The 25,463-nt window shown below is 72.2% G+C and carries 20 protein-coding genes and 1 pseudogene; 14 read left to right on the forward strand and 7 right to left on the reverse strand.

Features of this window, described 5'->3' with window-relative positions; genetic code table 11:
- Positions 1-102 precede the first annotated feature (102 nt).
- The gene (gene manB, locus ACZ4UV_RS36545) at positions 103-1,185 is read left to right on the forward strand and encodes a mannose-1-phosphate guanylyltransferase (protein ID WP_451020718.1); all 1,083 of its coding nucleotides are present in this window, start codon (positions 103-105) and stop codon (positions 1,183-1,185) included.
- 225 nt (positions 1,186-1,410) lie between these two features.
- On the opposite strand, the gene ACZ4UV_RS36550 is transcribed toward manB, so the two are convergent.
- From ACZ4UV_RS36550 to ACZ4UV_RS36565, 4 genes are all read right to left on the reverse strand, one after another.
- A complete protein-coding gene (locus tag ACZ4UV_RS36550) occupies positions 1,411-2,424 on the reverse strand; it encodes a DNA-3-methyladenine glycosylase family protein (protein ID WP_451022704.1) in 1,014 nt (337 codons plus the stop codon).
- Positions 2,425-2,569: 145 nt separating this feature from the next.
- Positions 2,570-3,919, reverse strand: a complete 1,350-nt coding sequence (locus ACZ4UV_RS36555; protein WP_467843822.1) for a coenzyme F420-0:L-glutamate ligase — start codon at positions 3,917-3,919, stop codon at positions 2,570-2,572.
- On the reverse strand, positions 3,916-4,875 hold the full coding sequence (cofD, locus tag ACZ4UV_RS36560) for a 2-phospho-L-lactate transferase (RefSeq protein ID WP_451021754.1): 960 nt from the start codon (positions 4,873-4,875) through the stop codon (positions 3,916-3,918). Before cofD ends, ACZ4UV_RS36555 begins: the two co-directional genes overlap by 4 nt.
- Before the next feature lie 33 nt (positions 4,876-4,908).
- A complete protein-coding gene (locus ACZ4UV_RS36565) occupies positions 4,909-5,409 on the reverse strand; it encodes a cysteine dioxygenase (RefSeq protein ID WP_351497641.1) in 501 nt (166 codons plus the stop codon).
- A gap of 626 nt (positions 5,410-6,035) precedes the next feature.
- On the opposite strand from ACZ4UV_RS36565, the gene ACZ4UV_RS36570 reads away from it, so the two are divergent.
- The 3 genes from ACZ4UV_RS36570 (at position 6,036) to ACZ4UV_RS36580 (ending at position 11,722) form a co-directional block, all read left to right on the forward strand.
- A complete protein-coding gene (locus ACZ4UV_RS36570; RefSeq protein WP_003975777.1) occupies positions 6,036-6,299 on the forward strand; it encodes a WhiB family transcriptional regulator in 264 nt (87 codons plus the stop codon).
- A gap of 204 nt (positions 6,300-6,503) precedes the next feature.
- Positions 6,504-10,229 (forward strand): glycosyltransferase, encoded by a 3,726-nt coding sequence (locus ACZ4UV_RS36575; RefSeq protein ID WP_467843829.1) that lies wholly within the window; start codon positions 6,504-6,506, stop codon positions 10,227-10,229.
- Positions 10,226-11,722 carry a DUF5719 family protein gene (locus ACZ4UV_RS36580; protein WP_451021752.1) on the forward strand — a complete coding sequence of 499 codons (1,497 nt, stop codon included), beginning with the start codon at positions 10,226-10,228 and terminating at the stop codon, positions 11,720-11,722. Before ACZ4UV_RS36575 ends, ACZ4UV_RS36580 begins: the two co-directional genes overlap by 4 nt.
- 35 nt (positions 11,723-11,757) lie before the next feature.
- On the opposite strand, the gene ACZ4UV_RS36585 is transcribed toward ACZ4UV_RS36580, so the two are convergent.
- Positions 11,758-12,210 carry a metallopeptidase family protein gene (locus ACZ4UV_RS36585; protein ID WP_351497662.1) on the reverse strand — a complete coding sequence of 151 codons (453 nt, stop codon included), beginning with the start codon at positions 12,208-12,210 and terminating at the stop codon, positions 11,758-11,760.
- A gap of 278 nt (positions 12,211-12,488) precedes the next feature.
- On the opposite strand from ACZ4UV_RS36585, the gene ACZ4UV_RS36590 reads away from it, so the two are divergent.
- The 9 genes and pseudogenes from ACZ4UV_RS36590 (at position 12,489) to ACZ4UV_RS36630 (ending at position 22,904) form a co-directional block, all read left to right on the forward strand.
- Positions 12,489-12,911, forward strand: a complete 423-nt coding sequence (locus tag ACZ4UV_RS36590) for a DUF3499 domain-containing protein (protein ID WP_293994172.1) — start codon at positions 12,489-12,491, stop codon at positions 12,909-12,911.
- A gap of 203 nt (positions 12,912-13,114) precedes the next feature.
- Positions 13,115-14,732 (forward strand): annotated as a pseudogene (locus ACZ4UV_RS36595) (L-lactate permease).
- Positions 14,733-14,956: 224 nt separating this feature from the next.
- Complete coding sequence (locus ACZ4UV_RS36600) at positions 14,957-16,327, forward strand: phosphomannomutase/phosphoglucomutase (RefSeq protein ID WP_451021531.1); 1,371 nt, start codon at positions 14,957-14,959, stop codon at positions 16,325-16,327.
- Positions 16,328-16,463: 136 nt separating this feature from the next.
- Positions 16,464-16,634, forward strand: a complete 171-nt coding sequence (locus tag ACZ4UV_RS36605) for a Trm112 family protein (RefSeq protein WP_390047108.1) — start codon at positions 16,464-16,466, stop codon at positions 16,632-16,634.
- Between the two features lie 78 nt (positions 16,635-16,712).
- Positions 16,713-17,840 (forward strand): SIS domain-containing protein, encoded by a 1,128-nt coding sequence (locus ACZ4UV_RS36610; protein ID WP_451021530.1) that lies wholly within the window; start codon positions 16,713-16,715, stop codon positions 17,838-17,840.
- 206 nt (positions 17,841-18,046) lie between these two features.
- Entirely contained in the window at positions 18,047-19,198 is a 1,152-nt protein-coding gene (gene manA / locus ACZ4UV_RS36615) for a mannose-6-phosphate isomerase, class I (protein WP_467843836.1), read from the forward strand.
- A 191-nt stretch (positions 19,199-19,389) separates the two neighbouring features.
- Positions 19,390-20,370 (forward strand): cation diffusion facilitator family transporter, encoded by a 981-nt coding sequence (locus tag ACZ4UV_RS36620; protein WP_467843839.1) that lies wholly within the window; start codon positions 19,390-19,392, stop codon positions 20,368-20,370.
- A gap of 257 nt (positions 20,371-20,627) precedes the next feature.
- A complete protein-coding gene (gene ahcY / locus ACZ4UV_RS36625; protein ID WP_390047114.1) occupies positions 20,628-22,085 on the forward strand; it encodes an adenosylhomocysteinase in 1,458 nt (485 codons plus the stop codon).
- A 192-nt stretch (positions 22,086-22,277) separates the two neighbouring features.
- Positions 22,278-22,904: a hypothetical protein gene (locus ACZ4UV_RS36630; protein ID WP_467843843.1), complete on the forward strand. Its 627-nt coding sequence runs from the start codon at positions 22,278-22,280 to the stop codon at positions 22,902-22,904.
- Between the two features lie 40 nt (positions 22,905-22,944).
- Here ACZ4UV_RS36630 and ACZ4UV_RS36635 read toward each other — a convergent pair whose 3' ends face one another.
- Positions 22,945-23,871 carry an RDD family protein gene (locus ACZ4UV_RS36635; protein ID WP_467843847.1) on the reverse strand — a complete coding sequence of 309 codons (927 nt, stop codon included), beginning with the start codon at positions 23,869-23,871 and terminating at the stop codon, positions 22,945-22,947.
- A gap of 140 nt (positions 23,872-24,011) precedes the next feature.
- Here ACZ4UV_RS36635 and ACZ4UV_RS36640 point away from each other — a divergent pair, with 140 nt between their 5' ends.
- Positions 24,012-25,019, forward strand: a complete 1,008-nt coding sequence (locus ACZ4UV_RS36640) for a stage II sporulation protein M (protein ID WP_351497619.1) — start codon at positions 24,012-24,014, stop codon at positions 25,017-25,019.
- A gap of 186 nt (positions 25,020-25,205) precedes the next feature.
- On the opposite strand, the gene ACZ4UV_RS36645 is transcribed toward ACZ4UV_RS36640, so the two are convergent.
- Positions 25,206-25,463, reverse strand: a 258-nt coding sequence (locus ACZ4UV_RS36645; RefSeq protein ID WP_467843851.1) for a hypothetical protein, incomplete at its 5' end; no start/stop codon positions are given.

Genomic DNA, 25,463 nt, shown 5'->3' on the forward strand with positions numbered 1-25,463 from the left:
GCGTGGCACCGCGCGGCCGTCGAGGGCGCCGTCGCACGGTCTGCATACACTGGCCGGCCGACAGAGAGTTCGGCCGGTCCCGGCAGGAAGCAGAGACGACAGGTGACAGAAGCGATCCTCCTGGTCGGCGGCAAAGGCACCCGGCTGCGCCCGCTCACGGTCCACACGCCCAAGCCGATGGTCCCGGCGGCCGGCGTGCCGTTCCTGACGCACCAGCTGGCCAGAGCCAGAGCGGCGGGTGTGGAGCACATCGTCCTCGCGACGAGCTACCTGGCGGAGGTCTTCGAACCGTACTTCGGCGACGGCGCGGCACTCGGCCTGCACATCGAGTACGTCACCGAGGAGGAGCCCCTCGGCACCGGCGGCGCGATCCGCAACGTGGCCGCCCGCCTCCACTCCGGCCCCGACGACCCGGTCCTGATCTTCAACGGCGACATCCTGACCGGCCTGGACATCCGCGCCCTGGTGGCCATGCACGAGTCGACGTCCGCGGACGTCTCCCTCCACCTCACGAAGGTGACGGACCCGCGCGCGTACGGCCTCGTCCCCACCGACGGGACGGGCAGGGTCCTCGCCTTCCTGGAGAAGCCGCAGACGCCGGAGGAGATCGTCACCGACCAGATCAACGCGGGGGCGTACGTCTTCCGCCGCTCGGTCATCGACACGATCCCGGCGGGCCGCCCGGTGTCGGTGGAGCGGGAGACCTTCCCGGAGCTCCTGGCGGCCGGTGCCCACCTCCAGGGCATGGTCGACTCCACGTACTGGCTCGACCTCGGCACGCCCGCGGCCTTCGTCCGCGGCTCGGCGGACCTCGTCCTCGGCCGGGCTCCGTCCCCGGCGGTCCCCGGCCGCTGCGGCGACCGCCTGATCCTCCCCACGGCCCGGGTCGCGGCGGACGCGAAGCTGACGGGCGGCACGGTGGTGGGCGAGGGCGCGTCCGTGGCGGAGGGCGTGAGGGTCTTCGGCTCGACGATCCTCCCGGGCGCCGTGATCGAACCCGGCGCCGTCATCACCGACTCCCTCATCGGCAACCGCGCCCGCGTCGGCGAACGCTCGATCCTCACCGGCACGGTGATCGGCGACGGCGCGGTCATCGGTGCCGACAACGAACTGCGGGACGGCGCGAGGGTGTGGTGCGACGCGACGATCCCGGCGGGCGCGGTGCGGTTCTCTTCCGACCAGTAGGGGTGGTGCGGGCGACTTTTTGACCGCGGGTGCGTGGGGGCTGATCGCGCAGTTCCTCCCCCAGCCCTTCGGCCGGGGGTGCCCCCAGCGCCCCTGAAGGGGCGCTCCTCCCCCGCTTCTCAAGCCGCGGGCAGTCGTGCCGCTGGGGGTCCCCCGGCCGAAGGCTGGGGGAGGCACCCTGCAAGCGCCGGTAAGCGCCCCACCCCGCCCCCACAGACCCGCACCTCACAACCGGCCGATGTCGCCCCGCGTCATCCGCGGCGCTCTCCTCGCCGGCGTATGCCCACTCAGCAGAATCAACCGGGCCGCCCGATGCCGCTGCCCCGCATAGGGCTCCAACAGCCGCAGCATCACCTCGTCGTCGGCATGCCGGTCCCCGGCCAGCGCAAACCCGACGATCCCCGGCAGGTGCAGGTCCCCGACCGTCACCGCATCCGCCGCCCCATGACTGCGCTGCACGGTCTCCGCCGACGTCCACGGCCCCACCCCCGGCACCACCTCCAGCCGCGCCTGCGCCGCCTCCGCCGCCATCCCCACCGCCTGCTCCAGCCGCGCGGCGACCCGCACCGCCCGCAGGATCGTCGAGGCCCGCTTGTCGTCGACCCCGGCCTTGTGCCACTCCCAGGAAGGAATCAGCGCCCACGTACGCGGCGCCGGCATCACCCACATCGGCCGTTCGCCCACCCCCGCCGGACCCGGCGCACGCTCCCCGAACCTGCGCACCAGCAACCGCCAGGCCCGGTACGCCTCGTCGGTGGTGACCTTCTGCTCCAGGACCGACGGAATCAACGACTCCAGCACCAGCCCGGTCCGCGTCAGCCGCAGCCCCGGACGCCGATGCCGGGCCGCCGCCACGACCCGGTGCCGGGGCACGAACAGGGACGGGTCATCGGCGGAACCGAGCATCTCCGGCAACTGCGCCAGCAGCCACTCGGCCCCCGGCCCCCAGGCCTCCCCGCGCACCTCACCGCCGTACACGGCGACCCGCAGCGTCCCGGGGCCGGCAGGGGTGAGGCTGGCCCGCCACACGGACCCGTCACGGGTGGCCCTGAAGGTCGGATCCCCGGGCCCCCGCCGCAGCGGCCCCAGCACGAGCCCCAGATCAAGGACTCCGTCGGGCTTCCAGACCCGCACCAGCCCCGCTGCGACAGCCTGCTTCGGGAAACCGCGGGCAGGCACGACGACCTGCCCACCCCGCACAGTCGTACGCGTGGGCTTGGGAGCAAACCGACCAGCCATCCAAAGAATCCTAGGCCTCAAGCGCCCCTGAAAGGGGCGCTGGGGATACCCCGGCCGAAGGCTGGGGGAGGAACTGCGCGATCAACCCCCACGACCCGCACTCGCCGATGCGCCGGTGCACCCCGGACCGCAGGCGCAAAGCAGCTCACCGCACCTCGATAAAGTCGCCGGCCTCCCTCGGCGCCCTCTCCCGCGGAGCCTCCGCGGCCTTCCCCACCGCAACCGCCCCCATCGGATCCCACCCCGCCGGCAGCGAGAGCGCATCCCGCACCACGTCCCGGCAGAACATCGTCGACGACACCCACGCCGACCCCAGCTGCTCCCCGGCCAGCGCGACCAGCAGGTTCTGCACCGCGGCCCCCGCCGCGACCACGAACATCTCCCGCTCGGCCGCGTCCCGCCGCGCATCCCCGTACGTGTGCGACCCGTCCATCACCAGACAGGGCACGACCAGGTACGGCGCGTTCCGCAGCACGTCTCCCCGCCGTACCCGCTTCGCGATGGACTCCTCCGACTTGCCGTCCTTGCGCAGGTCGGCGATCCACGCGTCGCGCATCGCGTCCAGCAGCCGGACGCGCGCGTCGGCCGACTCCAGCAGCACGAACCGCCACGGCGTCGTGTGGTGCGGCGCCGGCGCGGTCACGGCCGCGGCGACCGCCCGCCGTACCGCCCCGGGGTCGACGGGCTCGTCGGTGAACGCCCGCACCGTCCGCCGCAGCGTCACCGCCTCCCGGACCGCCTCGGACGTCCCGAGCCGGAACATGTCGCTGCCCGCGTCCCGGACCAGTGCCCGCGCGCCGTCCCCGTCGTCGTCGGCGTCGGCCACGACATGGGCGAGGCCCCGCACCACGGCGACCGGCATCCCCGTCGCCTTGCCCTTCACCAGGTCGCCGGCGGCGGCCAGTTCGTCGGCGGTGGCGACGACCGTCGCGACCAGCGGATTGCCGTACGCGTCCACGCCCCCGCGCAGATCGTCCAGCACCTCCACGCCGGCGGCGCCGATGGTGACGTCCGTGAGCCCCGCGCGCCACGGTCGCCCGAAGGTGTCCGTGACGACGACGCCGACGTTGACGCCCAGCGCGTCGCGCAGGCCCGCGCGCACGGCACGGGCCGAGGCGTCGGGATCCTCGGGCAGCAACAGCACGGTCCCGGCGGGGGTGTTGGACGCGTCGACCCCGGCCGCCGCCATGACCAGGCCCTGCCGGTTCTCCACGATCCGCAGGGTCCCGCGCCGGGCCACCACCCGCACCGTCTCGGCGTCGATCGCCGCCTCCCGGTCGGCGGCCTCGACGATCCGTCCCTCGGCCTTGGAGACGATCTTGGAGGTGACGATCACCACGTCCCCGTCGGCCAGCCCCGGCCCGGCCGCGGCGATCAGCTTCGCCAGGTCGTCGCCCTGCTGGACCTCGGGGATCCCGGGCAGCGCCCACACCCGGTACGCGGGCACCGCGTCGGCCGTGTCGACGTCGATCGTGCCGTCGGTCGCGTCGGTCATGCCCCGCGCACCTCCTCGGCCAGCGCCAGCGCCTCCCGGGCCATCTGCGCGGCCGCGTCCAGGTCGGTCATCATCAGCGGTACGGCCCGGCAGCGGATGCCGGCCGCCTCCACGCGCGCGACGCTGCTCGCGTCCACTGAGTCGACGAGCCAGCCGTCCAGCAGCCCGGAGCCGTAGTGCTCGGCGACCGCCGCCGCCGTCGACTCCACGCCCACCGCCGCGAGCACCTTGTCGGCCATCCCGCGCACCGGCGCGTCCCCGACGATGGGGGAGAGGCCCACCACCGGCACCCCGGCGTCCGCGATCGCCTCCCGGATGCCGGGCACCGCGAGGATCGTGCCGACGGAGACCACCGGGTTGGACGGCGGGAAGAGGATCACGTCCGCCCCGGCGATCGCCTCCAGGACACCGGGCGCCGGCTTGGACTGCTCGGCGCCGACCGGGACGACCGCCTCGGCGGGGACGCCCGCCCGCAGCCGTACCCAGTACTCCTGGAAGTGCACGGCCTTGCGCTCGCCGTCGACCTCGACGGCCACATGGGTCTCGACCCGGTCGTCGGTCATCGGGATGAGCTTCACGCCCGGCTTCCACCGGTCGCACAGCGCCTCGGTGACCGCGCTCAGCGGATATCCGGCGCCCAGCATCTGGGTGCGCACGATGTGCGTCGCGAAGTCCCGGTCGCCGAGCCCGAACCAGTCCGGCCCCACCCCGTAGGCGGCGAGTTCCTCCTTGAGGTGGAAGGTCTCCTCGGCGCGCCCCCAGCCCTGCTCCTCGTTGATACCGCCGCCGAGTGTGTACATCACCGTGTCGAGGTCCGGGCAGACCTTCAGCCCGAAGAGGTGGATGTCGTCCCCGGTGTTGCCGATGACGGTCACGTCGGCGTCCGGCACGGCCTGCTTCAGACCGCGCAGGAACCGGGCACCGCCGATGCCGCCTGCCAGAACCACAATGCGCATGCGCCAAGTCTTGCAGGCGGGTCCGACAACGCGTCACGCAGTCACGGGACGGGCCTCGCAGGCGGCGGCCGCCGCCGTGTGCATCGGCATCTCGGTCAGCCCCGGGTAGTAGACGTGCAGGCTCACCGCGGGCTCCAGCGAGTCGTTCACCACCTCGTGCGCGTACCCCGGCGCGAACACCCGTTGTGCCCCGGCGCCCAGCGCGCGCGTGCCGCGCCCGGTGCGTTCGGTGAGCGCGCCCTCCAGGACGGTCAGCACGCCGGAGGAGCGGCCGTGGTCGTGCAGTCCACTGCCCTGGCCGGGCACCCAGGACAGCAGCCACACCTCGTAGCCCGGGCCGGTGCGCAGCCGGTGGTACCAGCGGCTCGTCGCGTCGTACTGGACGAGGTGCTCCCACTGGGAGCGGTCGGCGGCGATCGCGCGGGCCAGGCCGACGAACTCGGCCACGGTGACCGGGTGCTCGCGCGGAGGCTGCAGCAGGTGCGTGACTTCGAGGATGTCGCCGGCGATCTGGAGGTCGTTGTCGCTGTTCATGGGGGTGCGGTGGTTCCTCAGTGAAGAAGGTCAGCGGGGAACGAAAAGCGAAGACCGAGTCCGGGGGGACTCGGTCTGCAGCCGGAGCGGGAGCGGTCGGGGACGGCTACGGCTCAACAGCTGGAACAGCAACAGCTACAGCGAGCGCGGGCAGCACCGTGGGACCCGGCGGTGCGGGTCGAGGTGAGTGCCAAGTTCGCGAGCATGCCCACAAGGACATCGGTTCACACCTCCCGTGTCAACTCGACGCCCGGTATGTGGGACACGGTTCACCTCATCCGGTTCACCTCGATGCCGAAAGGTTTGTTCAGTGGGCACCGGGGACACATGGCGCACAACCGGGCGCGCGAGCCACTTCGGAACGCGATCGAACATCTGGGCGTCCTTCTCCGTACAAGCTCTGTATGGGGTCGGAGGCCCTGAGCGGGGCCTCGTCTGCATGTCAAGGTTTATGCCGATTTGAACACTTTCCGCACGGCCTTGGTTCCGCAGAGTGAATAACGGGCCCAATAGCAGATCTCGGCTTGACTCGCCCGGAGCAGCACACTTGTAATTTCACTCGTGTCGTTCAGCCGAAATCGGTAACGGCCAGGCACGGGGACGTGGAAGACAGACGAGGGGCGCACATGACCGAGCTGGTGCAGCAACTGCTGGTCGACGACGCGGACGAGGAACTCGGCTGGCAGGAGCGCGCGCTGTGCGCCCAGACCGACCCCGAGTCCTTCTTCCCCGAGAAGGGCGGCTCCACCAGAGAGGCCAAGAAGGTCTGCCTCGCCTGCGAGGTGCGCTCCGAGTGCCTCGAGTACGCCCTCGCCAACGACGAGCGGTTCGGTATCTGGGGCGGACTCTCCGAGCGGGAGCGCCGCCGCCTCAAGAAGGCCGCCGTCTGACCCGGCGGGGCTGCCGTCCGAAGCGGACGTCCACACAACGCCCACATCCGAGCTGCGCGAACGGCCCGTCGCCCGTGGGTTATCCACAGGCGGCGGGCCGTCGACATGGTCAGCCGATAGTGTGGGCGCTCGTCCGAGACGCCTCGCCGCCACCAGCGGGCGCAGGAGTCCACCGCAGTCCATCGAACCGGGGCCCGTACCTCGATGTCCGTGCACAGCCACACGGCAGCCCAAGACACGGCTGCCACAGCGGGGTTTGACCCGACCCGCCCACCCGAGTTCCCGCGTCATGTGGTGACCGCGGTGCTCGTCTCCCACGACGGCGCCCGCTGGCTGCCCGACGCGCTCGCCGGGCTGCTCGGCCAGGAGCGCCCCGTCCAGTACGCGGTGGCGGCCGACACCGGCAGCGCGGACGACTCCGCCCAGCAGCTCACCGCCTCCCTCGGCGACGCCAACGTCCTGCACCTCGCCCGCCGCACCGGCTTCGGCCAGGCCGTCGAGGAGGCGAGCCGCACCGCGCCCGTCCTCACCCCGGACGACCTGCCGTACCTGAAGCGGCCCAGCGGCTGGGACCCGGTCACCCGCCAGTGGCGCGACGACGCCTACGACATGCCCGAGCTGCCGTACGGCGAGCCGGTCCAGTGGCTGTGGCTGCTCCACGACGACTGCGCCCCGGAACCCGACGCCCTGGCCCAGCTGCTGCGGGTCGTCGACAACGAGCTGGAGCTGGGCCGCGACGACGTGGCGGTCGTCGGCCCCAAGCTGCGCGGCTGGTACGACCGCCGGCAGCTCCTGGAGGTCGGCGTCACCATCGCCAACTCCGGCCGCCGCTGGACCGGCCTGGACCGGCGTGAGCAGGACCAGGGCCAGCACGACCATGTACGGCCCGTGCTCTCCGTCTCCACCGCCGGCATGCTGATCCGCCGCGACGTCTTCGAGGAACTCGGCGGCTTCGACCGCCGGCTGCCCCTGATGCGCGACGACGTCGACCTGTGCTGGCGCGCGCACAACGCGGGACACCGCGTCCTGGTCGCCCCCGAGGCCGTCGTACGGCACGCCGAGGCCGCCTCCCGCGAGCGCCGCACCGTCGACTGCGCAGGGCGCACCGCCACCTCCCCGCACAAGGTCGACAAAGCCGGCGCCATCTACACCCTGCTGGTCAACGCCCGTACGGCCGCACTGCCTTGGATCCTGCTCCGCCTGGTCCTCGGTACCCTGCTGCGCACCGTCGCGTACCTCGTCGGCAAGGTCCCCGGACAGGCCCTCGACGAGATCCGCGGCCTCCTCGGCACCCTGCTGCGGCCCGAGCGGATCATCGCCGGGCGGCGCAGGCGCGGCCGCTCCCAGCTCGACAAGGGCGAGCTTCGCCCCCTGTTCCCGCCGCCCGGCGCCACCGTCCGGGCCACCGTCGAGCAGGTCGCGGGCAACCTCTTCGGCGCCGACGACGAGATCTCCGCGGCCGGCCGGCACGGCGGCGCGGTCGAGTCCGGGCCCGGCGGCGACGACGCCGACTTCCTGGAGATCGAGCAGTTCGCCCGCCTCAAGCGCATCGCCCGCAAACCGGGCCCGGTGCTCTTCCTGGTGCTGCTGCTGTTCTCGCTGGTCGCCTGCCGCGCCCTGCTCGGCTCCGGCGCCCTCGCGGGCGGCGCCCTGCTGCCCGCCCCGGGCACCGCGAGCGAGCTGTGGTCGCGCTACCTGGACGCCTGGCACGCGGTCGGCGCCGGCGGCACCCCCGCCGCTCCGCCGTACCTCGCGATCATCGCCTCCCTGGCCTCCCTGCTGTTCGGCTCCACCGGGCTCGCGGTCACCGTGCTCCTGGTCGCCTCGGTGCCGCTGGCCGGGTTCACCGCCTACTTCGCCTCCCGCCCGCTGGTCACCTCGCGCCTGCTGCGCGCCTGGGCGGCCATCGCGTACGCCTTCCTGCCCGCCGCCACCGGCGCCCTCGCGGGCGGCCGCATCGGCACCGCCGTCCTCGCGATCCTGCTGCCGCTGATCGCCCGCGCGGGCATCGCGGCCAGCGGCCTCACGCACTCCTCCGGAGCACGCGGCAGCTGGCGCGCCACCTGGGCGTACGCGCTGCTGCTGACCGTCACCACCGCGTTCACGCCGATCATCTGGCCGATCGCCCTGGTCCTCGGCCTCGCCGTGCTCGCCGTGCGCCGCTCCGACCTGGTCGCCTCCGGCCTGCGGCTGCTGGCCCAGCTCGGCACCCCGCTGCTGGTCCTCGCCCCCTGGTCGCTGACCCTGCTGCCGTTCGGCTTCTTCAAGGAGGCCGGGCTGGAGTACGGCTCCTCGGCCGCCTCCGCCCTCGACCTGCTCGGCGCCAGCCCGGGCGGCCCCGGCACCGTCGACGGCCTGCTGCTCATCGGCGTCGTCCTGGCCGCGCTCGCCGCCCTGCTGCGCTCCGAGCGCCAGTCGGCGGTCCGCACCGCCTGGGCGGTCGCCCTGGTCGGCCTGGTCTTCGCGGTCCTGTCCAACAAGTCCACCTGGGCCGGCCCCGCGACCCTCGTCTACGGCATCGCGATCCTGGCCGCCGCCGCGCTCGGCGCCGACGGAGCACGCTCGCGGGTCGCCGAACAGAGCTTCGGCTGGCGCCAGCCGGTGGCCGCCCTGATCGCCTTCGCCGCCGCCGCGGGCCCGCTGCTGCTCGCCGCCGGCTGGATGATCGCGGGCGCCGACGGCCCGGTCGAGCGCCGCGACCCCACCCAGGTGCCCGCCTTCGTCGCCGAGGACAGCTCCACCACCGACCAGGTCCGCACCCTCGTCCTCGACAGCGACAGCACCGCGCGCGTGACCTACATGCTGGTACGCGGCTCCGGTGCCCGCATGGGCGACGCCGAGGTGGCCGCCGCCGACGGCGAGAACGCCAAGCTCGACAAGGTCGTCGCCAACCTGGTCGCCGGCTCCGGCGCCGACCAGGCCGACCAGCTCGGCGGGTTCGCGGTGCGCTACGTCCTGGTCCACAAGGGCGCGCCGCGCGACATCACGCGCGTGCTCGACGCCACCCCCGGCCTGTCCCGGCTCAGCCAGCAGGACGGCAGCGCCCTGTGGCGCGTCGACCAGCAGGTCTCCCGCGCGACCATCGTCTCCGCGAACGGTTCGGGCACCTCCGTCTCCGTCGCCGCGGGACCCGTCGACATCCACGCCACCGTCCCGGCCGGCGCCGACGGCCGGGTCCTGCGCCTGGCCGACTCGGCCGCCCCCGGCTGGACGGCCACCCTGGACGGCAAGCCGCTGACCCGCACCACCGTCGACGGCTGGGCCCAGGGCTTCGCACTCCCCTCCTCCGGCGGGAAGCTGGACGTCACCTACGACACCCCGTTCACCCACACCGCCTGGCTGTGGGCGCAGGGCGCGCTCGCCGTCGTCCTGGTCGTCCTCGCCCTGCCCGGCCGCCGCCGTGACGTCGACGACGACCTCCCCGAGGAGCAGCCGGTCCCCGCCCAGGCGACCGAGGGCGAGGGCCGCCGCGCCCGTCGCCTGCGCGCCCAGGCGGAGGCCGAGGAGGAGTTCCCGGAGTCCCAGGAGTACCAGGATTCCTCCGAGGCCCAGGAAGGCGCCGACTTCCCGCCGGCGGCTCCGCAGGAGGAGACCCCGGCCGCGGCCGTCCCGCACCAGCAGTCGTACGACGAGTGGGACCCGGCGTCCTACCCGCAGGCCGACGGCTACGCCACGGGCTACACCGACCCGTACCAGGGCGCCGAGGCCGGCACCGGCCAGTACCGGACCGGCGGCTACGACCAGCAGAGCTACGACCCCTACCAGACCGGCCAGTACGACCCGTACGCCTACGGCGGTCAGCAGGGGCAGGCGGCGTACGACCCGACGTACCAGCAGGGCTACGACCCGGCCTACGACCCCGCCTATGACCCGGCCGCCCAGCAGCAGCGCGGCACCGGCGGCGAGCACCACGACGGGAGCCAGCAGTGAACCGCACCACCCTGTCCCTGCTCGCCGGTACCGCGGCCCTCGCGGCGGTCACCGGGTTCGCCGAGCTCAACGCGCCGGCCACCGCCCCCGCGCACGCCGCCGAGGCGGCCGCCCAGCTGCCCGTGGAGCGCTCCACGCTGCTGTGCCCGGCGCCCAGCCTGTCCGACATCGCGGACACCTCGTACACGTCGTTCACGCCCGTCACGGAGGGCACCCCGAGCGACGGCAAGGCCGGGCTCCAGGCCGCCACCGAGCAGTCGGCGGACGGGACGGGGAACAGCGGCGGCAAGAAGAAGGCCGCCAAGCCCGTCCTGACCCCCAAGACGCCCGGCACGCCGGCCACCGGGGACACCTCCGGCGCCGACGGACCCGCCTACGTCGGCACCGCCGAGGGCAAGTACGCCTCCGGCTGGACGGTCCAGGAGACCACCGAGGTCGCCGCGGGCACCGGACGCGGCCTCCAGGGGGTCAACTGCACCGCGGCCGACACCGAGTTCTGGTTCCCCGGCGCCAGCACCGCCGCGAGCCGTACGGACTACGTCCACCTCACCAACCCCGACGACAGCGCCGCCGTGGTCGACATCGAGCTGTACGGCAAGGACGGCCAGCTCAAGTCCACGGTGGGGGAGGGCATCACGGTCCAGCCGCACGCCAGTGAGCCGGTCCTGCTCTCCACGCTCACCGACGAGCGCCAGACCGACCTGACCGTGCACGTGAGCGTGCGCAGCGGCCGGGTCGGCGCGAGCGTGCAGGCCCTGGACGCCAAGACCGGCGGCGACTGGCTGGCCGCCTCCGCCGACCCGGCGGGCAGCCTGGTGCTGCCGGGCATCCCCAAGGACGCCACCGACGTCCGGCTGATCGCCTTCACCTCCGGCGACAACGACGCGGACCTGAAGGTGCGCCTCGCCTCCCCGGACGGCACGATCACCCCCGCCGGCAACGAGACGCTGCACGTGAAGTCCGGCATGACCACCGCGACCGACCTCGGCGACGTCACGCGCGGCGAGGCGGGCTCGCTGATCCTCACGCCCTCCGACCAGTCCGTGCCGGTGGTGGCCGCCCTGCGCGTCACCCGCGGCAAGGGCAGCAACCAGGAGACCGCGTACATCCCCGCGACCGCACCGGTCGGCACGCGCGCGACGTCCGCCGACAACAGCGGAAAGGGCACCACCCTCTCCCTGACCGCGCCCACCGCGACCGCCCAGGTCAAGGTCACGGCGTCGGCGGGCAGCGGCGGCGGCACGGCGGTGTCCAAGACGTTCACGATCAAGTCCGGCACCACCCAGAACATCGACGCCCCCGTCCCGTCCGGGCTGAAGGGCACCTACGCCCTGACCGTGGAGACGGTCTCCGGCGGTCCGGTCTACGGCGCCCGCACCCTGGCGGCGACCGAGGACGGTGTCCCGGGCTTCACGATCCAGACCCTTCCGGACGACCGCGGCACGGTGGCCGTACCGGAGGCGGACCAGGACGTGTCCGTGCTGCAGAAGTAGCCGGGCGGCGCGAGGCAGCCGGAGGGGGAGGGGGCTCAGTCCTCGCCGTAACGGGGATCGACCGTCTCCGGGGTGAGGCCGAGCAGCTCGGCGACCTGCTCCACGACGACCTCGTGCACCAGCGCGGCCCGCTCGTCGCGCCCCTTGGTGCGGATCTCGACCGGCCGGCGGTAGACGACCACCCGCGCCCGGCGTCCCTCGCGCGCGGGAATGACGCCGCCCAGCGGCACCGCCTCGTCGTCCCAGCTCTCGGTGTGCCGGTCCTGCAGCCGGGGCACTTCGAGCACCAGGAAGTCGATGTCGGCGAGCTGCGGCCAGCGCCGCTCCAGGCGCTCCACGGAGTCCTGCACCAGGTCCGCGAACACGTCGGCGCGGCTCGCGGCCAGCGGCACCTGGGGTGGTGCGATCGGTCCGCGCATGCCCCGACCGTGGCGATCGCGTCGACGGGGCCCGGGGGCGGCGGCACGGGGCGGTACACGGTTGTCCATCACTGGTGAAGCGTAGTCCTCGCGGGCTCCGGCCGCGCCGCTCCACGCACCGGCACCGGCACGGACGGCATGTCGCAGGATGACCATTCCGGCCAAGGTTGGGCTCGTTTCCGTATCTCCACGAGACCGGCGAACTCAAGGCAATTGACGGTGTTTGTACCGACTCGTGACCGGATGCGGTGTCGGCCGTTACGCCGGGCGATCCCTTCCGTGCAGGTCGGAAGGGCGTGTCGGGAGGGGGGTGTGGGGCGTTTCACAGTACGACACGGTGGAGTGACCTGGGGGAGAGTCGTCGCGGCCCGCTCAAGAGTGCGGTACCGTCCAACGTCGTGAGCCCTGTACGTCGCTGTTCGCGAACCGCCTGCGGCCGACCCGCCGTCGCGACGCTGACGTACGTCTACGCCGACTCGACCGCGGTCCTCGGCCCGCTCGCCACCTACGCCGAACCCCACTGCTACGACCTGTGCGCCGAGCACTCCGAGCGCCTCACCGCCCCGCGCGGCTGGGAGGTCGTCCGCCTCCTCGACGGCTCCGCTCCCGCGCGTCCGAGCGGGGACGACCTGGAAGCGCTGGCGAACGCGGTGCGCGAGGCGGCCCGCCCCCAGGAGCGAGCGGCCGAGGCGGGCGGCGGTCGCGGCGCGGACCCGATGGAGGTCGCCCGGCGCGGCCATCTGCGGGTGCTGCGGTCACCGGACAACTGACGGTGTGACGAGCGGCGGCCGACGTCTCGTAGGGGCCGCCGACGTCTCGCAGGGCCGTGTGGGGGCCTCGCGGGGTTTCTCGTAGGGAGATGAATCGTTCCTTCGTGCCCACCCCTTGACGCACTCTTGTCGCGGACATGGCCATTCCGGATGACCGTCGGCGGGAAAACGCTTTCCGCATGCCGGAATCCGGGGAGGCGCCCGTGTACGTCCAGGAACTGGAACCCGTCGCCGACTCGCTCGGCCTGTCCGCCCTCGTCGCCACCCTGCCGCTGCTGATCGTCCTGGTCCTGCTCGGCGGGGTCCGCATGAAAGCTCATCTGGCAGGCCTGAGCGGCCTTCTCGCCGCCGTACTCGTCGCGAGGCTCGCCCTACCGCATGCCGCTCGACCAGACCGTCTCCAGCGCCGTCCAGGGCGCCGCGTTCGGCCTGTTCCCCATCCTGTGGATCGTCGTCAACGCCCTGTGGGTATACCGCATGACGGTCCGTACCCGCCACTTCGACGTCCTGCGCCGCTCGTTCGGGCGACTCTCCGACGACCCTCGCATCCAGGCCCTCGTGGTCGCCTTCTGCTTCGGCGCCCTCCTGGAGGCGCTGGCCGGCTTCGGCGCCCCGGTCGCGATCTGCTCGGTGATGCTCGTCGCCCTCGGCTTCGACCCGGTCCGCGCGGCCGTCGTCTCCCTGGTGGCCAACACCGCGCCGGTGGCCTTCGGCGCGATGGGCACCCCGGTCGTGACGCTCGCTCAGGTCACCGGTCTGCCCCTGGACTCGGTCGCCTCCGTCGTCGGCCGCCAGACCCCGCTCCTCGCCCTGGTGGTGCCCCTGGTGCTGGTCGGTCTGGTCGACGGCGCACGCGGGCTCCGCGAGACCTGGGTGCCGGCCCTGGCGTGCGGAGTCGCCTTCGCCGCCGCCCAGTTCGCCGCCTCCAACTACGTCTCCGCCCAACTAGCCGACATCTGCGCCGCCCTGGCCGGTGCGGCCGCCCTGCTCGCCGTACCGCACGTGCGCGTGCCGGCGGCCGAGGAGGTCCGCGCGGCCGTCCTCACGGGCGCCCGCAGCGCGGACCTGGACGAGTACGACGAACGGCCCCGAGTCCTGCGCGCCTACGCCCCGTACGCCCTGATCATCGCGGTCTTCTCGATCGCCCAGATCCCGCCGGTCAAGGACTGGCTGGCCAAGGCGAACAGGGTCTACGACTGGCCCTTCCTGGACGTCGTCAACCCGAAGGGCGAACCGGTCGGAGGAAATCTCTTCACCTGGCCGGTCGTCTCCACGGGCGGCACGCTGGTCCTGTTCGCAGGCATCGCCACGGCGGCCGTCCTGCGCGTGCACGCGCGCGTGGCGGTCGCGGAATGGGCGGCGACCGTAAGCGAGTTGCGGTTCGCGATCCTCACCGTGACGTCCGTCCTCGCCCTCGCCTACGTCATGAACCTCTCCGGACAGGCGGCGACGATCGGCCACTTCGTGGCGGCGGCAGGCACGGGTCTGGCCTTCCTCTCCCCGGTCCTCGGCTGGTTCGGCGTCGCCGTCTCCGGCTCCGACACCTCGGCCAACGCGCTCTTCGGAGCCCTCCAGGTGAGCGCCGCCCACGAGTCGGGCCTCTCGCCGGAGCTCCTGGCGGCCGCCAACAGTTCCGGCGGCGTGCTCGGCAAGATGGTCTCCCCGCAGAACCTCACGATCGCCTGCGCGGCGGTGGGCCTGGCGGGCCGGGAGGGGGACCTGCTGCGCAGGGTGCTGCCGTGGAGCCTCGGACTGCTGCTGGTGATGTGCCTGATCGTGATGGCGCAGAGCGGACCGGTGCTGGGCTGGATGCTGCCGTGAGCCGAGCCGAGCCGAGCCGAGCCGAGCCGAGCCGGGGCGTGCCGACTCCTACCGACCGACTCCTACCGATCTCTGACCCCTGCGATCGATCGTGATCGCCCGAGTGGGATCACCGCAGATCACAGCCAGGAGTCCGCGGCGCATGCGCCGGGGGATCCGGCGTCGGACCCTCACCCGGGCCAGGTAGTTTGGGGCGACCGAAAGTATTCCAGGAGGGTTGGCCTGTGGCCGCTGTAGCTGATCTGTCGCAGCTCGTGAAGGCGTACGACGTGCGCGGAGTGGTCCCGGACCAGTGGGACGAGGCGCTCGCCGAGTTGTTCGGCGCCGCGTTCGTCCAGGTGACCGGTGCTGCCGCGATCGTCGTCGGCCACGACATGCGGCCCTCCTCGCCCGGTCTGTCCCGCGCCTTCGCGCGTGGTGCGGCGGCCCGGGGCGTCGACGTCACCGAGATCGGCCTGTGCTCGACCGACCAGCTGTACTACGCCTCGGGTGCCCTCGGCCTGCCCGGCGCGATGTTCACGGCCTCGCACAACCCCGCGCAGTACAACGGCATCAAGATGTGCCGCGCGGGAGCCGCGCCGGTGGGCCAGGACACGGGCCTGGGGGAGATCCGGGAGCTGGCCGAGCGCTGGTTGCAGGAGGGCGCCCCCGAGCCGGCCGAGACCCCGGGGACCGTCACCACGCGCGAGACGTTGTCGGACTACGCGGCCCACCTGCGCTCACTCGTGGACCTGACCTCCATCCGCCCCCTGAAGGTCGTGGTCGACGCGGGCAACGGCATGGGCGGCCACACGGTCCCGACGGTCTTCGAGGGCCTGCCGCTGACCCTGGTCCCGATGTACTTCGAGCTGGACGGCACCTTCCCGAACCACGAGGCCAACCCGCTCGACCCCGCCAACATCGTGGACCTCCAGCAGCGCGTGCGCGCCGAGTCGGCGGACCTCGGTCTGGCCTTCGACGGCGACGCGGACCGCTGCTTCGTCGTGGACGAGCGCGGCGAGCCGGTCTCCCCCTCTGCGATCACGGCCCTCGTCGCCGCACGCGAGCTGGCCCGGAACGGCGGCAAGGGCACGGTCATCCACAACCTGATCACGTCCTGGACCGTCCCCGAGGTGGTCCGGGAGAACGGCGGCACCCCCGTCCGCACGCGTGTCGGCCACTCCTTCATCAAGGCCGAGATGGCGAGGTCCGGTGCGATCTTCGGCGGCGAGCACTCGGCCCACTACTACTTCAAGGACTTCTGGAACGCCGACACGGGCATGCTGGCGGCCCTGCACGTCCTCGCCGCCCTGGGCGGCCAGACCGGACCCCTCTCCGCCCTCGTCGCCCAGTACGACCGCTACACCGGCTCCGGCGAGATCAACTCGACGGTCGCCGACCAGCAGGCCAGCCTCGCCGCGATCCGCGCGGCCTACGGCGACCTGGACGACGTCACCCTCGACGACCTCGACGGCCTCACCGTCACCGCCGCCGACTGGTGGTTCAACGTCCGCCCCTCCAACACGGAACCGCTGCTGCGCCTGAACGCGGAGGCCAGGGACGAGGCGACGATGACGAAGATCCGCGACGAGGTACTGGCGATCATCAGGGCCTGACCCCACCAACTCGGTTCCACGCCGTCCGCCGACTCACCTCGGCGGACGGCCAGCCGTCACCCGTGGCCAGCCCAACCCACCCCACCGGCGGTAACCTGACCGCACGCGAACATTCGTCCCGAAGGGAACCCCCCCCATGCCGCTCGAAGCCGGCCTCTTGGAGATCCTCGCCTGCCCGGCCTGCCACGCCACCCTCAAGGAGCAGGACCCCGAGCTGATCTGCACCGGCCAGGACTGTGGCCTGGCGTACCCCGTCCGCGACGGCATCCCGGTCCTCCTCGTCGACGAGGCCCGCCGCCCGGCGTAGGCACCGCAACCGCAGCGGCAGCGCCCCAAGAACAAGATCAGATCCAGGACCAGGACCCCGGCAACCGGAGGCCGCTCCATGCTCGACGAAACGCTGCTCGACACCCCGGAGGGCCTCGCCGAGGCCGACCGCCGAGGTCTGCTGCGCGGCGCAGCCGAGTCCGGCGCCCGCGTCCGGACGGCCGCCCGGCACGCCGCCGAGGCCGGTGTCCAGGAGCTGAAGCCGGACGGCCGCCCCCGCGCCGTCCTGATCGCGGGCCCCGGCGTCGCCGCCACCCACGCCGCCGACCTCCTCGGCACGCTGGCCGGCCCCGGCAGCCCCGTCACCCGTCTGGCCCCCACCGGCGTCGCCCCGGCCGCCGGCGCCCTGCGCTGGGAGCTCCCTGGCTGGGCCGGCTCCGTCGACCTGCTGCTGATCGCCACCCCGGACGGCACCGAACCCAGCCTCTCCCTCCTCGCCGACCAGGCCTACCGACGTGGCTGCTCGGTCGCCGCCGTCGCCCCCGCCGGCACCCCGCTCGCCGAGGCGGTGGCCGGTGCCCACGGCGTGTTCATGCCGATGGCGACGGCGCCGTACGACCAGGGCGAGCCGCTCGCCGGCTCCTCACCGGGCGTTCTCTGGGCGCTGCTCACCCCGCTGCTCGCGCTCCTCGACCGCATCGGCCTGCTCACCGCCCCGCCGGACGCGCTGGAGAAGGTCGCCGACCGCCTCGACCACATCGCCGAGCGCTGCGGCCCGGCCATCGTGACCTACAGCAACCCGGCCAAGACCCTCGCCGCGGAACTCGCCGACGCGCTCCCGGTGGTCTGGACGGAGGGCGACTCGGCGGGCCCGGCCGGCCGCCGCTTCGCCGCCGCCCTCGCCGAACTGGCCGGCCGTCCCGCCCTGGTCGCCGAACTCCCCGAGGCGTTGGCCGCCCACACCGCCCTGCTCGCCGGGCGACTCGCCGCCAGCGCCGACCCCGACGACTTCTTCCGTGACCGCGTGGACGAGCCGCCCGCGCTGCACGCGCACGTGGTGCTGCTCCGCGACCGTCCCATCGGCGGTCTCACCGCCGCACCCGCCGCCCGCGACCTCGCCCTCAGCCACGACACCCCCATCAGCGAGCTGGAGCCCGAGGCGGGCGACGAGCTGGAGACCCTGGCGGAACTGATCGCCGTCACGGATTTCGCCGCCGTTTACCTGGCGCTCGCTTCGAGGGCCTGAGGTGGACACCGGCACCGGACCCGCCGTACGAAGGGCGACCTGAGGGCCGTACCGAAGGCGAACCGGTGAGGGAACACACGGTGAACACAGCCGTCGTGCACCGTCGTGCGCCGTCGTACGACCCATAGGGCGCACCCTGTGCTCCGTCCCCCCCCCGCGCAACCCTGTCCGCCCCCGCCCGCAGAGAGAACCGGCAGAGAGACGTCATGGACCTCCTCGACAACACCATCCGCCCCTACGCCTGGGGTTCCCCGACCGCCATCCCGACGCTGCTCGGGGTCGAGCCGAGCGGTGAGCCGCAGGCGGAGATGTGGATGGGTGCGCACCCGGGCGCCCCCTCGCGCACCGCGCGCGGCACGCTCGTCGAGGTCATCGACGCGGACCCGAAGGCCGAACTGGGCGAGGAGGCCGTGGCCAAGTTCGGCCCGCGGCTGCCCTTCCTGCTCAAGATCCTCGCCGCCGGCGCCCCGCTCTCCCTCCAGGTGCACCCCAACCTCGAGCAGGCCAGGCAGGGGTACGAGGACGAGGAGCGGCGCGCCATCCCGGTCGACGCCCCGCACCGCAACTACAAGGACGCCAACCACAAGCCCGAACTGATCTGCGCGCTCACGGAGTTCGACGGCCTGTGCGGCTTCCGCGCCCCGGAGCAGGCGGCCGAACTCCTCGACGGCCTCGGCGTGAACTCCCTCAAGCCGTACGTCGACCTGCTGCGTGCCCGCCCCGAGGGCGCGGCCCTGCGCGAGGTGCTCACCGCGATCCTCAGCGCCGACCGCGAGGAGATGGCCCACACGGTCGCCGAGGCGACGGCCGCCTGCACCCGCCTCGGCGGCGACTACCTGCCCTACGCCGACATCGCCCACCACTACCCGGGTGACCCCGGCGTGATCGCCGCCATGCTCCTCAACCACGTCCGCCTGCAGCCCGGCGAGGCCCTCTTCCTCGGCGCCGGCATCCCGCACGCCTACCTCAACGGCCTCGGCGTCGAGATCATGGCCAACTCCGACAACGTCCTGCGCTGCGGCCTGACCCCCAAGCACGTCGACGTCCCCGAACTCCTGCGCATCGTCCGCTTCGAGGCGGGTGACGCCGGGGTGCTGCGTCCCGAGGCGGCCCCGGACGGCGAGGAGGTCTACGAGACGCCGATCGACGAGTTCCGGCTCTCCCGGTACGTCCTGCCCGAGGGCACCGCGGCCCATGACCTGACCCTGCCCACCCCGCAGATCCTGCTTTGCACGGCCGGTGCGGTACACGTCGGCGAGTACGACCTGGCCCCCGGCCGTTCGGTGTTCGTCCCGGCGGGTGAGAAGGCGGAGGTGTCGGGCGCGGGCACGGTGTTCCGCGCCACGGTGATCGTCTGAGAGGTCCCCGCCTCTCTCGGGGTCTGATTGTCCTACCGAGGGTGTGGATACCTGATGAGCCGCTCCCGGACAGGGCTGCAAGAATGACCCACCGGCAAAGCACGGGCAAAGACGAGCACCGGCAAGGGCGGCCACCCGCCCGGACGGCGTAGACGGACGACGGCGAGAACGAGAAGGGACACCGCGGACACATGAGCGCGTCAGGCGGCACCAGGGCGATCGTGGCGGCACTCGGCGCCAACCTCGCGATCGCGGCATCGAAGTTCGTGGCGTTCGCGTTCAGCGGCTCCTCGTCGATGCTCGCCGAGGGCGTCCACTCGCTCGCCGACTCCGGCAACCAGTTCCTGCTGCTCGTCGGCGGCAAGAAGGCCCAGCGCGAGGCGACCCCGCAACACCCCTTCGGCTACGGCCGTGAGCGGTACATCTACGCCTTCCTCGTCTCCATCGTGCTCTTCTCCGTCGGTGGCATGTTCGCCATCTACGAGGGCTACGAGAAGATCAGCCACCCGCACGAGGTCGAGCACTGGTACTGGCCGGTGGGCGTCCTCGTCTTCGCGGTCATCGCCGAGGGCTTCTCCTTCAAGACGGCCATCAAGGAGTCCAACGAACTGCGCGGCAAGCTGTCCTGGTCGCAGTTCATCCGCCGCGCCAAGGCCCCCGAGCTGCCCGTCGTCCTCCTCGAGGACTTCGGCGCGCTCATCGGCCTGGTCCTCGCCCTCGGCGGCGTCGGCCTCGCCGTGCTCACCGGCGACGGCGTCTGGGACGGCATCGGCACCGTCTGCATCGGTGTCCTGCTCGTCATGATCGCCCTCGTCCTGGCCGCCGAGACCAAGTCCCTCCTGCTGGGCGAGGCCGCCGGCGCCGAGGATGTCAAGAAGATCGAGGCCGCGATCGTCGACGGCGACACCGTCACCGGCATCATCCACATGCGCACGCTCCACCTCGGCCCCGAGGAACTCCTCGTCGCCGCCAAGATCGCCGTCCAGCACGACGACACGGCCACCGAGGTCGCCAAGGCCATCAACGCCGCCGAGGCCCGCATCCGCACCGCGGTCCCCATCGCCCGCGTGATCTACCTGGAACCCGACATCTACAGCGAGGCAGAGGCCGCCGAGGGCCCCGACCCGGAAGCCACCCCCGGCGGCCCGACCCCCCACCCCGCCGACCACTGACCCCTCGAACGGCGTGATCTGTTCGGAGGCGGACTGGGGACGGCCCGCTCCTCCGGTGTAGCTTGGGACGGAGCCAGACGTCGCTGCTGATGGCGGTCGGGCGGTCCCAGACGGGCCGTCCGAGGGAGAGAGGGCCTCCGACGGACTGCGCTGCGCGCACGCGGGCATGCCTGTGTCCTCTTCTCGGGCACCCCTGTGTCCGCCGCCGCGCAGACCAGCCGTACCCACCCTCGACCCAACCCGAGGAGCAGCTCGCAATGACGACTGTCGACAACCGACAGGACTTCAAGGTCGCCGACCTCTCCCTGGCCGACTTCGGCCGCAAGGAGATCACCCTCGCCGAGCACGAGATGCCCGGCCTGATGGCGATCCGCAAGGAGTACGCCGAGACCCAGCCGCTGGCCGGCGCCCGCGTCACCGGTTCCCTGCACATGACCGTGCAGACCGCCGTCCTGATCGAGACCCTGGTCGCCCTGGGCGCGCAGGTCCGCTGGGCGTCCTGCAACATCTTCTCCACCCAGGACCACGCGGCCGCCGCCATCGCCGTCGGCCCGAACGGCACGCCCGACAACCCGCAGGGCATCCCGGTCTTCGCCTGGAAGGGCGAGACCCTGGAGGAGTACTGGTGGTGCACCGAGCAGGCGCTGACCTGGCCGGACAGTCCCACCGGCGGCCCCAACATGATCCTCGACGACGGCGGTGACGCCACCCTCCTCGTCCACAAGGGCGTCGAGTACGAGAAGGACGGCAAGGTCCCCTCGGTCGACACCGCCGAGTCCGACGAGCACCGCGTCATCCTCGAACTCCTGCACCGCACCATCACGGACGGCTCGCAGAAGTGGACCCAGCTGGCGTCCGAGATCCGCGGCGTGACCGAGGAGACCACGACCGGCGTCCACCGCCTGTACGAGATGCAGCGCGACGGCGTCCTCCTGTTCCCGGCGATCAACGTCAACGACGCCGTCACCAAGTCGAAGTTCGACAACAAGTACGGCTGCCGCCACTCCCTGATCGACGGCATCAACCGCGCCACCGACGTCCTGATCGGCGGCAAGACCGCGGTCGTCTGCGGCTACGGCGACGTGGGCAAGGGCTGCGCGGAGTCCCTGCGCGGACAGGGCGCCCGCGTGATCGTCACCGAGATCGACCCGATCTGCGCCCTCCAGGCCGCGATGGACGGCTACCAGGTCACGACCCTCGACGAGGTCATCGACAAGGCCGACATCTTCGTCACCACGACCGGCAACAAGGACATCATCATGGCCTCGGACATGGCCAAGATGAAGCACCAGGCCATCGTCGGCAACATCGGCCACTTCGACAACGAGATCGACATGGCCGGCCTCGCCAAGATCCCCGGCATCGTCAAGGACGAGGTCAAGCCGCAGGTCCACACCTGGAAGTTCCCCGACGGCAAGGTGATCATCGTCCTCTCCGAGGGCCGCCTGCTGAACCTGGGCAACGCCACCGGCCACCCCTCGTTCGTGATGTCCAACTCCTTCGCGGACCAGACCCTGGCCCAGATCGAGCTGTTCACCAAGCCCGACGAGTACCCGGTCGGCGTCTACACGCTGCCCAAGCACCTCGACGAGAAGGTCGCCCGCCTGCACCTGGACTCGCTCGGCGTGAAGCTGACGACGCTGCGCCCCGAGCAGGCCGCGTACATCGGCGTGAAGGTCGAGGGTCCGTACAAGTCGGACCACTACCGCTACTGAGTCCGAGCCCCGCCCACCGGGAAGCGCACCCGTGCACCGACGCGCTCTCCCGGCGGCAGGTCCTCCGGTCCGCCGAGGCAGGCCCCCGCACCCCCGTGCCGGGGGCCTGCCCCTTTGGCCCGTCGACCGCCCGCGCGGCCGTACCGCAGGTCCGAGCGCCGGACCCACGACCCGTCAAGCCCCAGGACCCCCATGCCCCGCGGCCGCTATTCGCTCCACGATCCGCACGATCACACCCCCCTCGGCGAAGAACACTTCCAGTGCGCCCCCGGCCCCTCCGGCTGGCGTTATGTCTCCCAAGTGACCACCCCCTCCGGCGACCACAGCGGCTCGGTCGATCTCGCCCTCGACGACCTCGGCCGCCCCATCCGCCTGGAACTGCACGCCGGGGGCTGGCAGGTCCGTGGCGCCGCCCTCGACGGCGTCACCTGGGTCCGTACGGACCCCACCGGCACCCATGCCACCGAAGGCAATGTGCGCGCCCACGCCTTCACCGGCACGTCCCCCGCGTTCCTCGTCGCCACCGCGCGTCTCCTGCGTCTCACCCCTTCCGCCGCCGCGACCCGCGTACGCCTCGTGGCCTTCACGGACCCGGTCCTCGCCCCACGCACCGTGGACCAGTCCTGGGCCCTGCTGAAAAGAGAAGCACACGCCACTGACAACGGCCCTCTGACCGTGGACGAGTACCAGGTCACAGCCCTGGACACAGGAGAACAGCACCCTGTGCACCTCGCCGGCGACGTGGTCCTGGCAGCCCCCGGAATCGAGTTGGAGGACCTGCGGTCACCGCCGTCGTCCTTCACCGACCCCGAGGAGTGAGAGTGAGACCGAGCAGCAGGCCCCACGGGCCGGAGCGCGCCTAGGCCGGCGGCACGAACCCGGTGGCCGGCCGCTCGGCCGCCGCAGGGGGAGGAGTCACGGGCGCAGCCGGCTGCCGAGTGACAGGTGCGGTGGGCATGGGTGCGGGTGCGGGTGCGGGGGGCGCACCGGGTACCGGAGGCGCGTACGCGCGGGGGACACCGGCGGACGGAGAAGCATGGTCGGCGAAGGCCCGCCGGGCCTCGCGGGCCTGCCGCTCCTGCACCACCGCCGCCAGATAGGCGGCCGGCGGAATGTCCGTGGGCGCCGGAGTACCCGTCCGCGTCGCGAGATCCCCCGCGAGCTGCGCGGCCATCGCCCACGAGACCTGCGGATCGAGCTGCTGCATCCGCGTCAGGTACTGCCGGACGGCGAGCCACAGCGCGTCCGGAACGGCCGACAGGTCCAGCTCGGCGAAACGTCCCGCCAGCCAGGGCGGAGGCGGCGGAACGAAACGGGTCTGCCCGACGGGCACCCGCTCCCGCACGACCAGGGTTCCCGCGAACACGTCCCCGAGCCGCCGCCCACGTGCCGAGACCAGCGACGCGATACACGCGACGACCCCGAACGTCATCAGAATCTCGACCACACCGAGCGCGCCCCGCACCAGAGCATGCCGGAACCGGATGGGTCCGCCGTCGTCCCGCACGACCCGCAGTCCGCACGCCATCTTCCCGAGCGAGCGCCCATGGCTCAGCGTCTCCACCGCGATCGGCGCACCGACCAGCACCAGCAGGAAGGCCGCGATCGTCAGGGCGATCTGGGCGGCGTCGTCTAGGGAGGCCGTGGCCGCCGCCAGGCCGATCGAGACACCGATGTACACGGTGAAGGTCACGATCAGGTCGAGCAGCACGGCAAGCGCCCTGCTGGGCAGCCTCGCGGGACGCAGTTCGAGCGCCACCGCCTCGCCCGTCACCAGCTCACTCACGCCCGCCGCCTTCCCTGGTCTGCCCTGTACAGCGCAAGTCTGCCAAGCTGAGGGCGCATCGCGCCGCAGTACGACAAGCTGACAGCCGCGACATTGCTACGACAGGCAGTCGACGACCAGCCGAGGAGCAGGCAGACCCGATGGACCTCGACGTCTTCGTCTCCGCACACCGAGCCGAGTGGGACCGCCTCGACGCGCTCCTGCGCCGTCAGCGGCGCCTCAACGGAGCCGAGGCGGACGAACTCGTCGCGCTCTACCAGCGCACCGCCACCCACCTCTCCCTGATCCAGTCCAGTGCTCCCGATCCGCAGCTCACCGGCCGCCTCAGTCAACTCGTGGCACGCGCGCGCAGCGCCGTGACGGGCACCCGCCGGGCCTCCTGGCGCGACGTCGCCCGCTTCCTCGGACAGGGATTCCCGGCCGCCGTCTACCGTTCCCGCCACTGGTGGGTACCCACCGCGCTCATATCCACGGCCATCGCGATCGTCCTGGGCTGGTGGATCGGCACACACCCGGACGTGCAGTCGACCATCGCGGCCCCCAGCCAGCTCCGCGAGCTGACCCGCCCCGGCGGCGAGTACGAGACCTATTACTCCAGCCATCCCGCGGCTTCCTTCGCCGCGCAGGTGTGGACCAACAACGCAAGGGCCGCCGCGATGTGCCTGGTCCTGGGCGTCTTCCTCGGTCTCCCGGTCCTCTGGATCCTCTTCGAGAACATGCTGAACCTGGGCGTCGGCTTCGGCCTGATGTCCTCGGCCGGCCGCCTCGACACCTTCCTCGGCCTGGTCCTCCCACATGGGCTGCTGGAGCTGACCGCGGTCTACGTGGCCGCCGGAACCGGACTCCGCCTCGGCTGGACCCTCATAGACCCGGGCCCACGCAGCCGCCGTACAGCCCTGGCCGAAGAGGGCCGCGCCGCCGTGGGCATGGCGATCGGCCTGGCTCTCGTCCTGTTCGTCTCCGGCGCCATCGAAGGCTTCGTCACCCCGTCCGGCCTGCCGACCTGGGCGCGCATAGGCATCGGAATAGCCGCTGAGCTGGCCTTCCTGGCCTACGTCTTCGTCATCGGCGGCCGTGCCGCTCGCGCCGGTGAGACAGGTGACCTCGAGGAGACCGAGCGCAGCGCGCTCGTGCCGACGGCCGCCTGATGTGCGGAGACCTCCTGTGAGCTGCTAGTCTCCTCTTCGCCCCGGAAGACCCGTTGACACGGGTGGGATGGGGAGGTAGATTCAAACAGTTGCCTAGAACTGGACAGGTTCGGGGCTGATCGTTAGAATCGATCTGCTTCACAACGGAGAGTTCTCTCCGAGACATTGAAGCCACTCCCGATTTACTCAGAATGAGTGGCCGGTCAGACCGGCCAAGAACTTCTGATAAAGTCGGACTCGCCGAAAGAGAGCCGGAAGGCAATCGATAAGGCAAAGGCCCTCCAACGGCCACCGGAAATGAATTCCGACCGGAAACGGAACGGAAAACGGATCTGGTAAGGTTGGAAACACCGAAGGGAAGCCCGGAGGAAAGCCCGAGAGGGTGAGTACAAAGGAAGCGACCGTTCCTTGAGAACTCAACAGCGTGCCAAAAGTCAACGCCAG

The organism is Streptomyces sp. NPDC028289 (assembly GCF_055565975.1).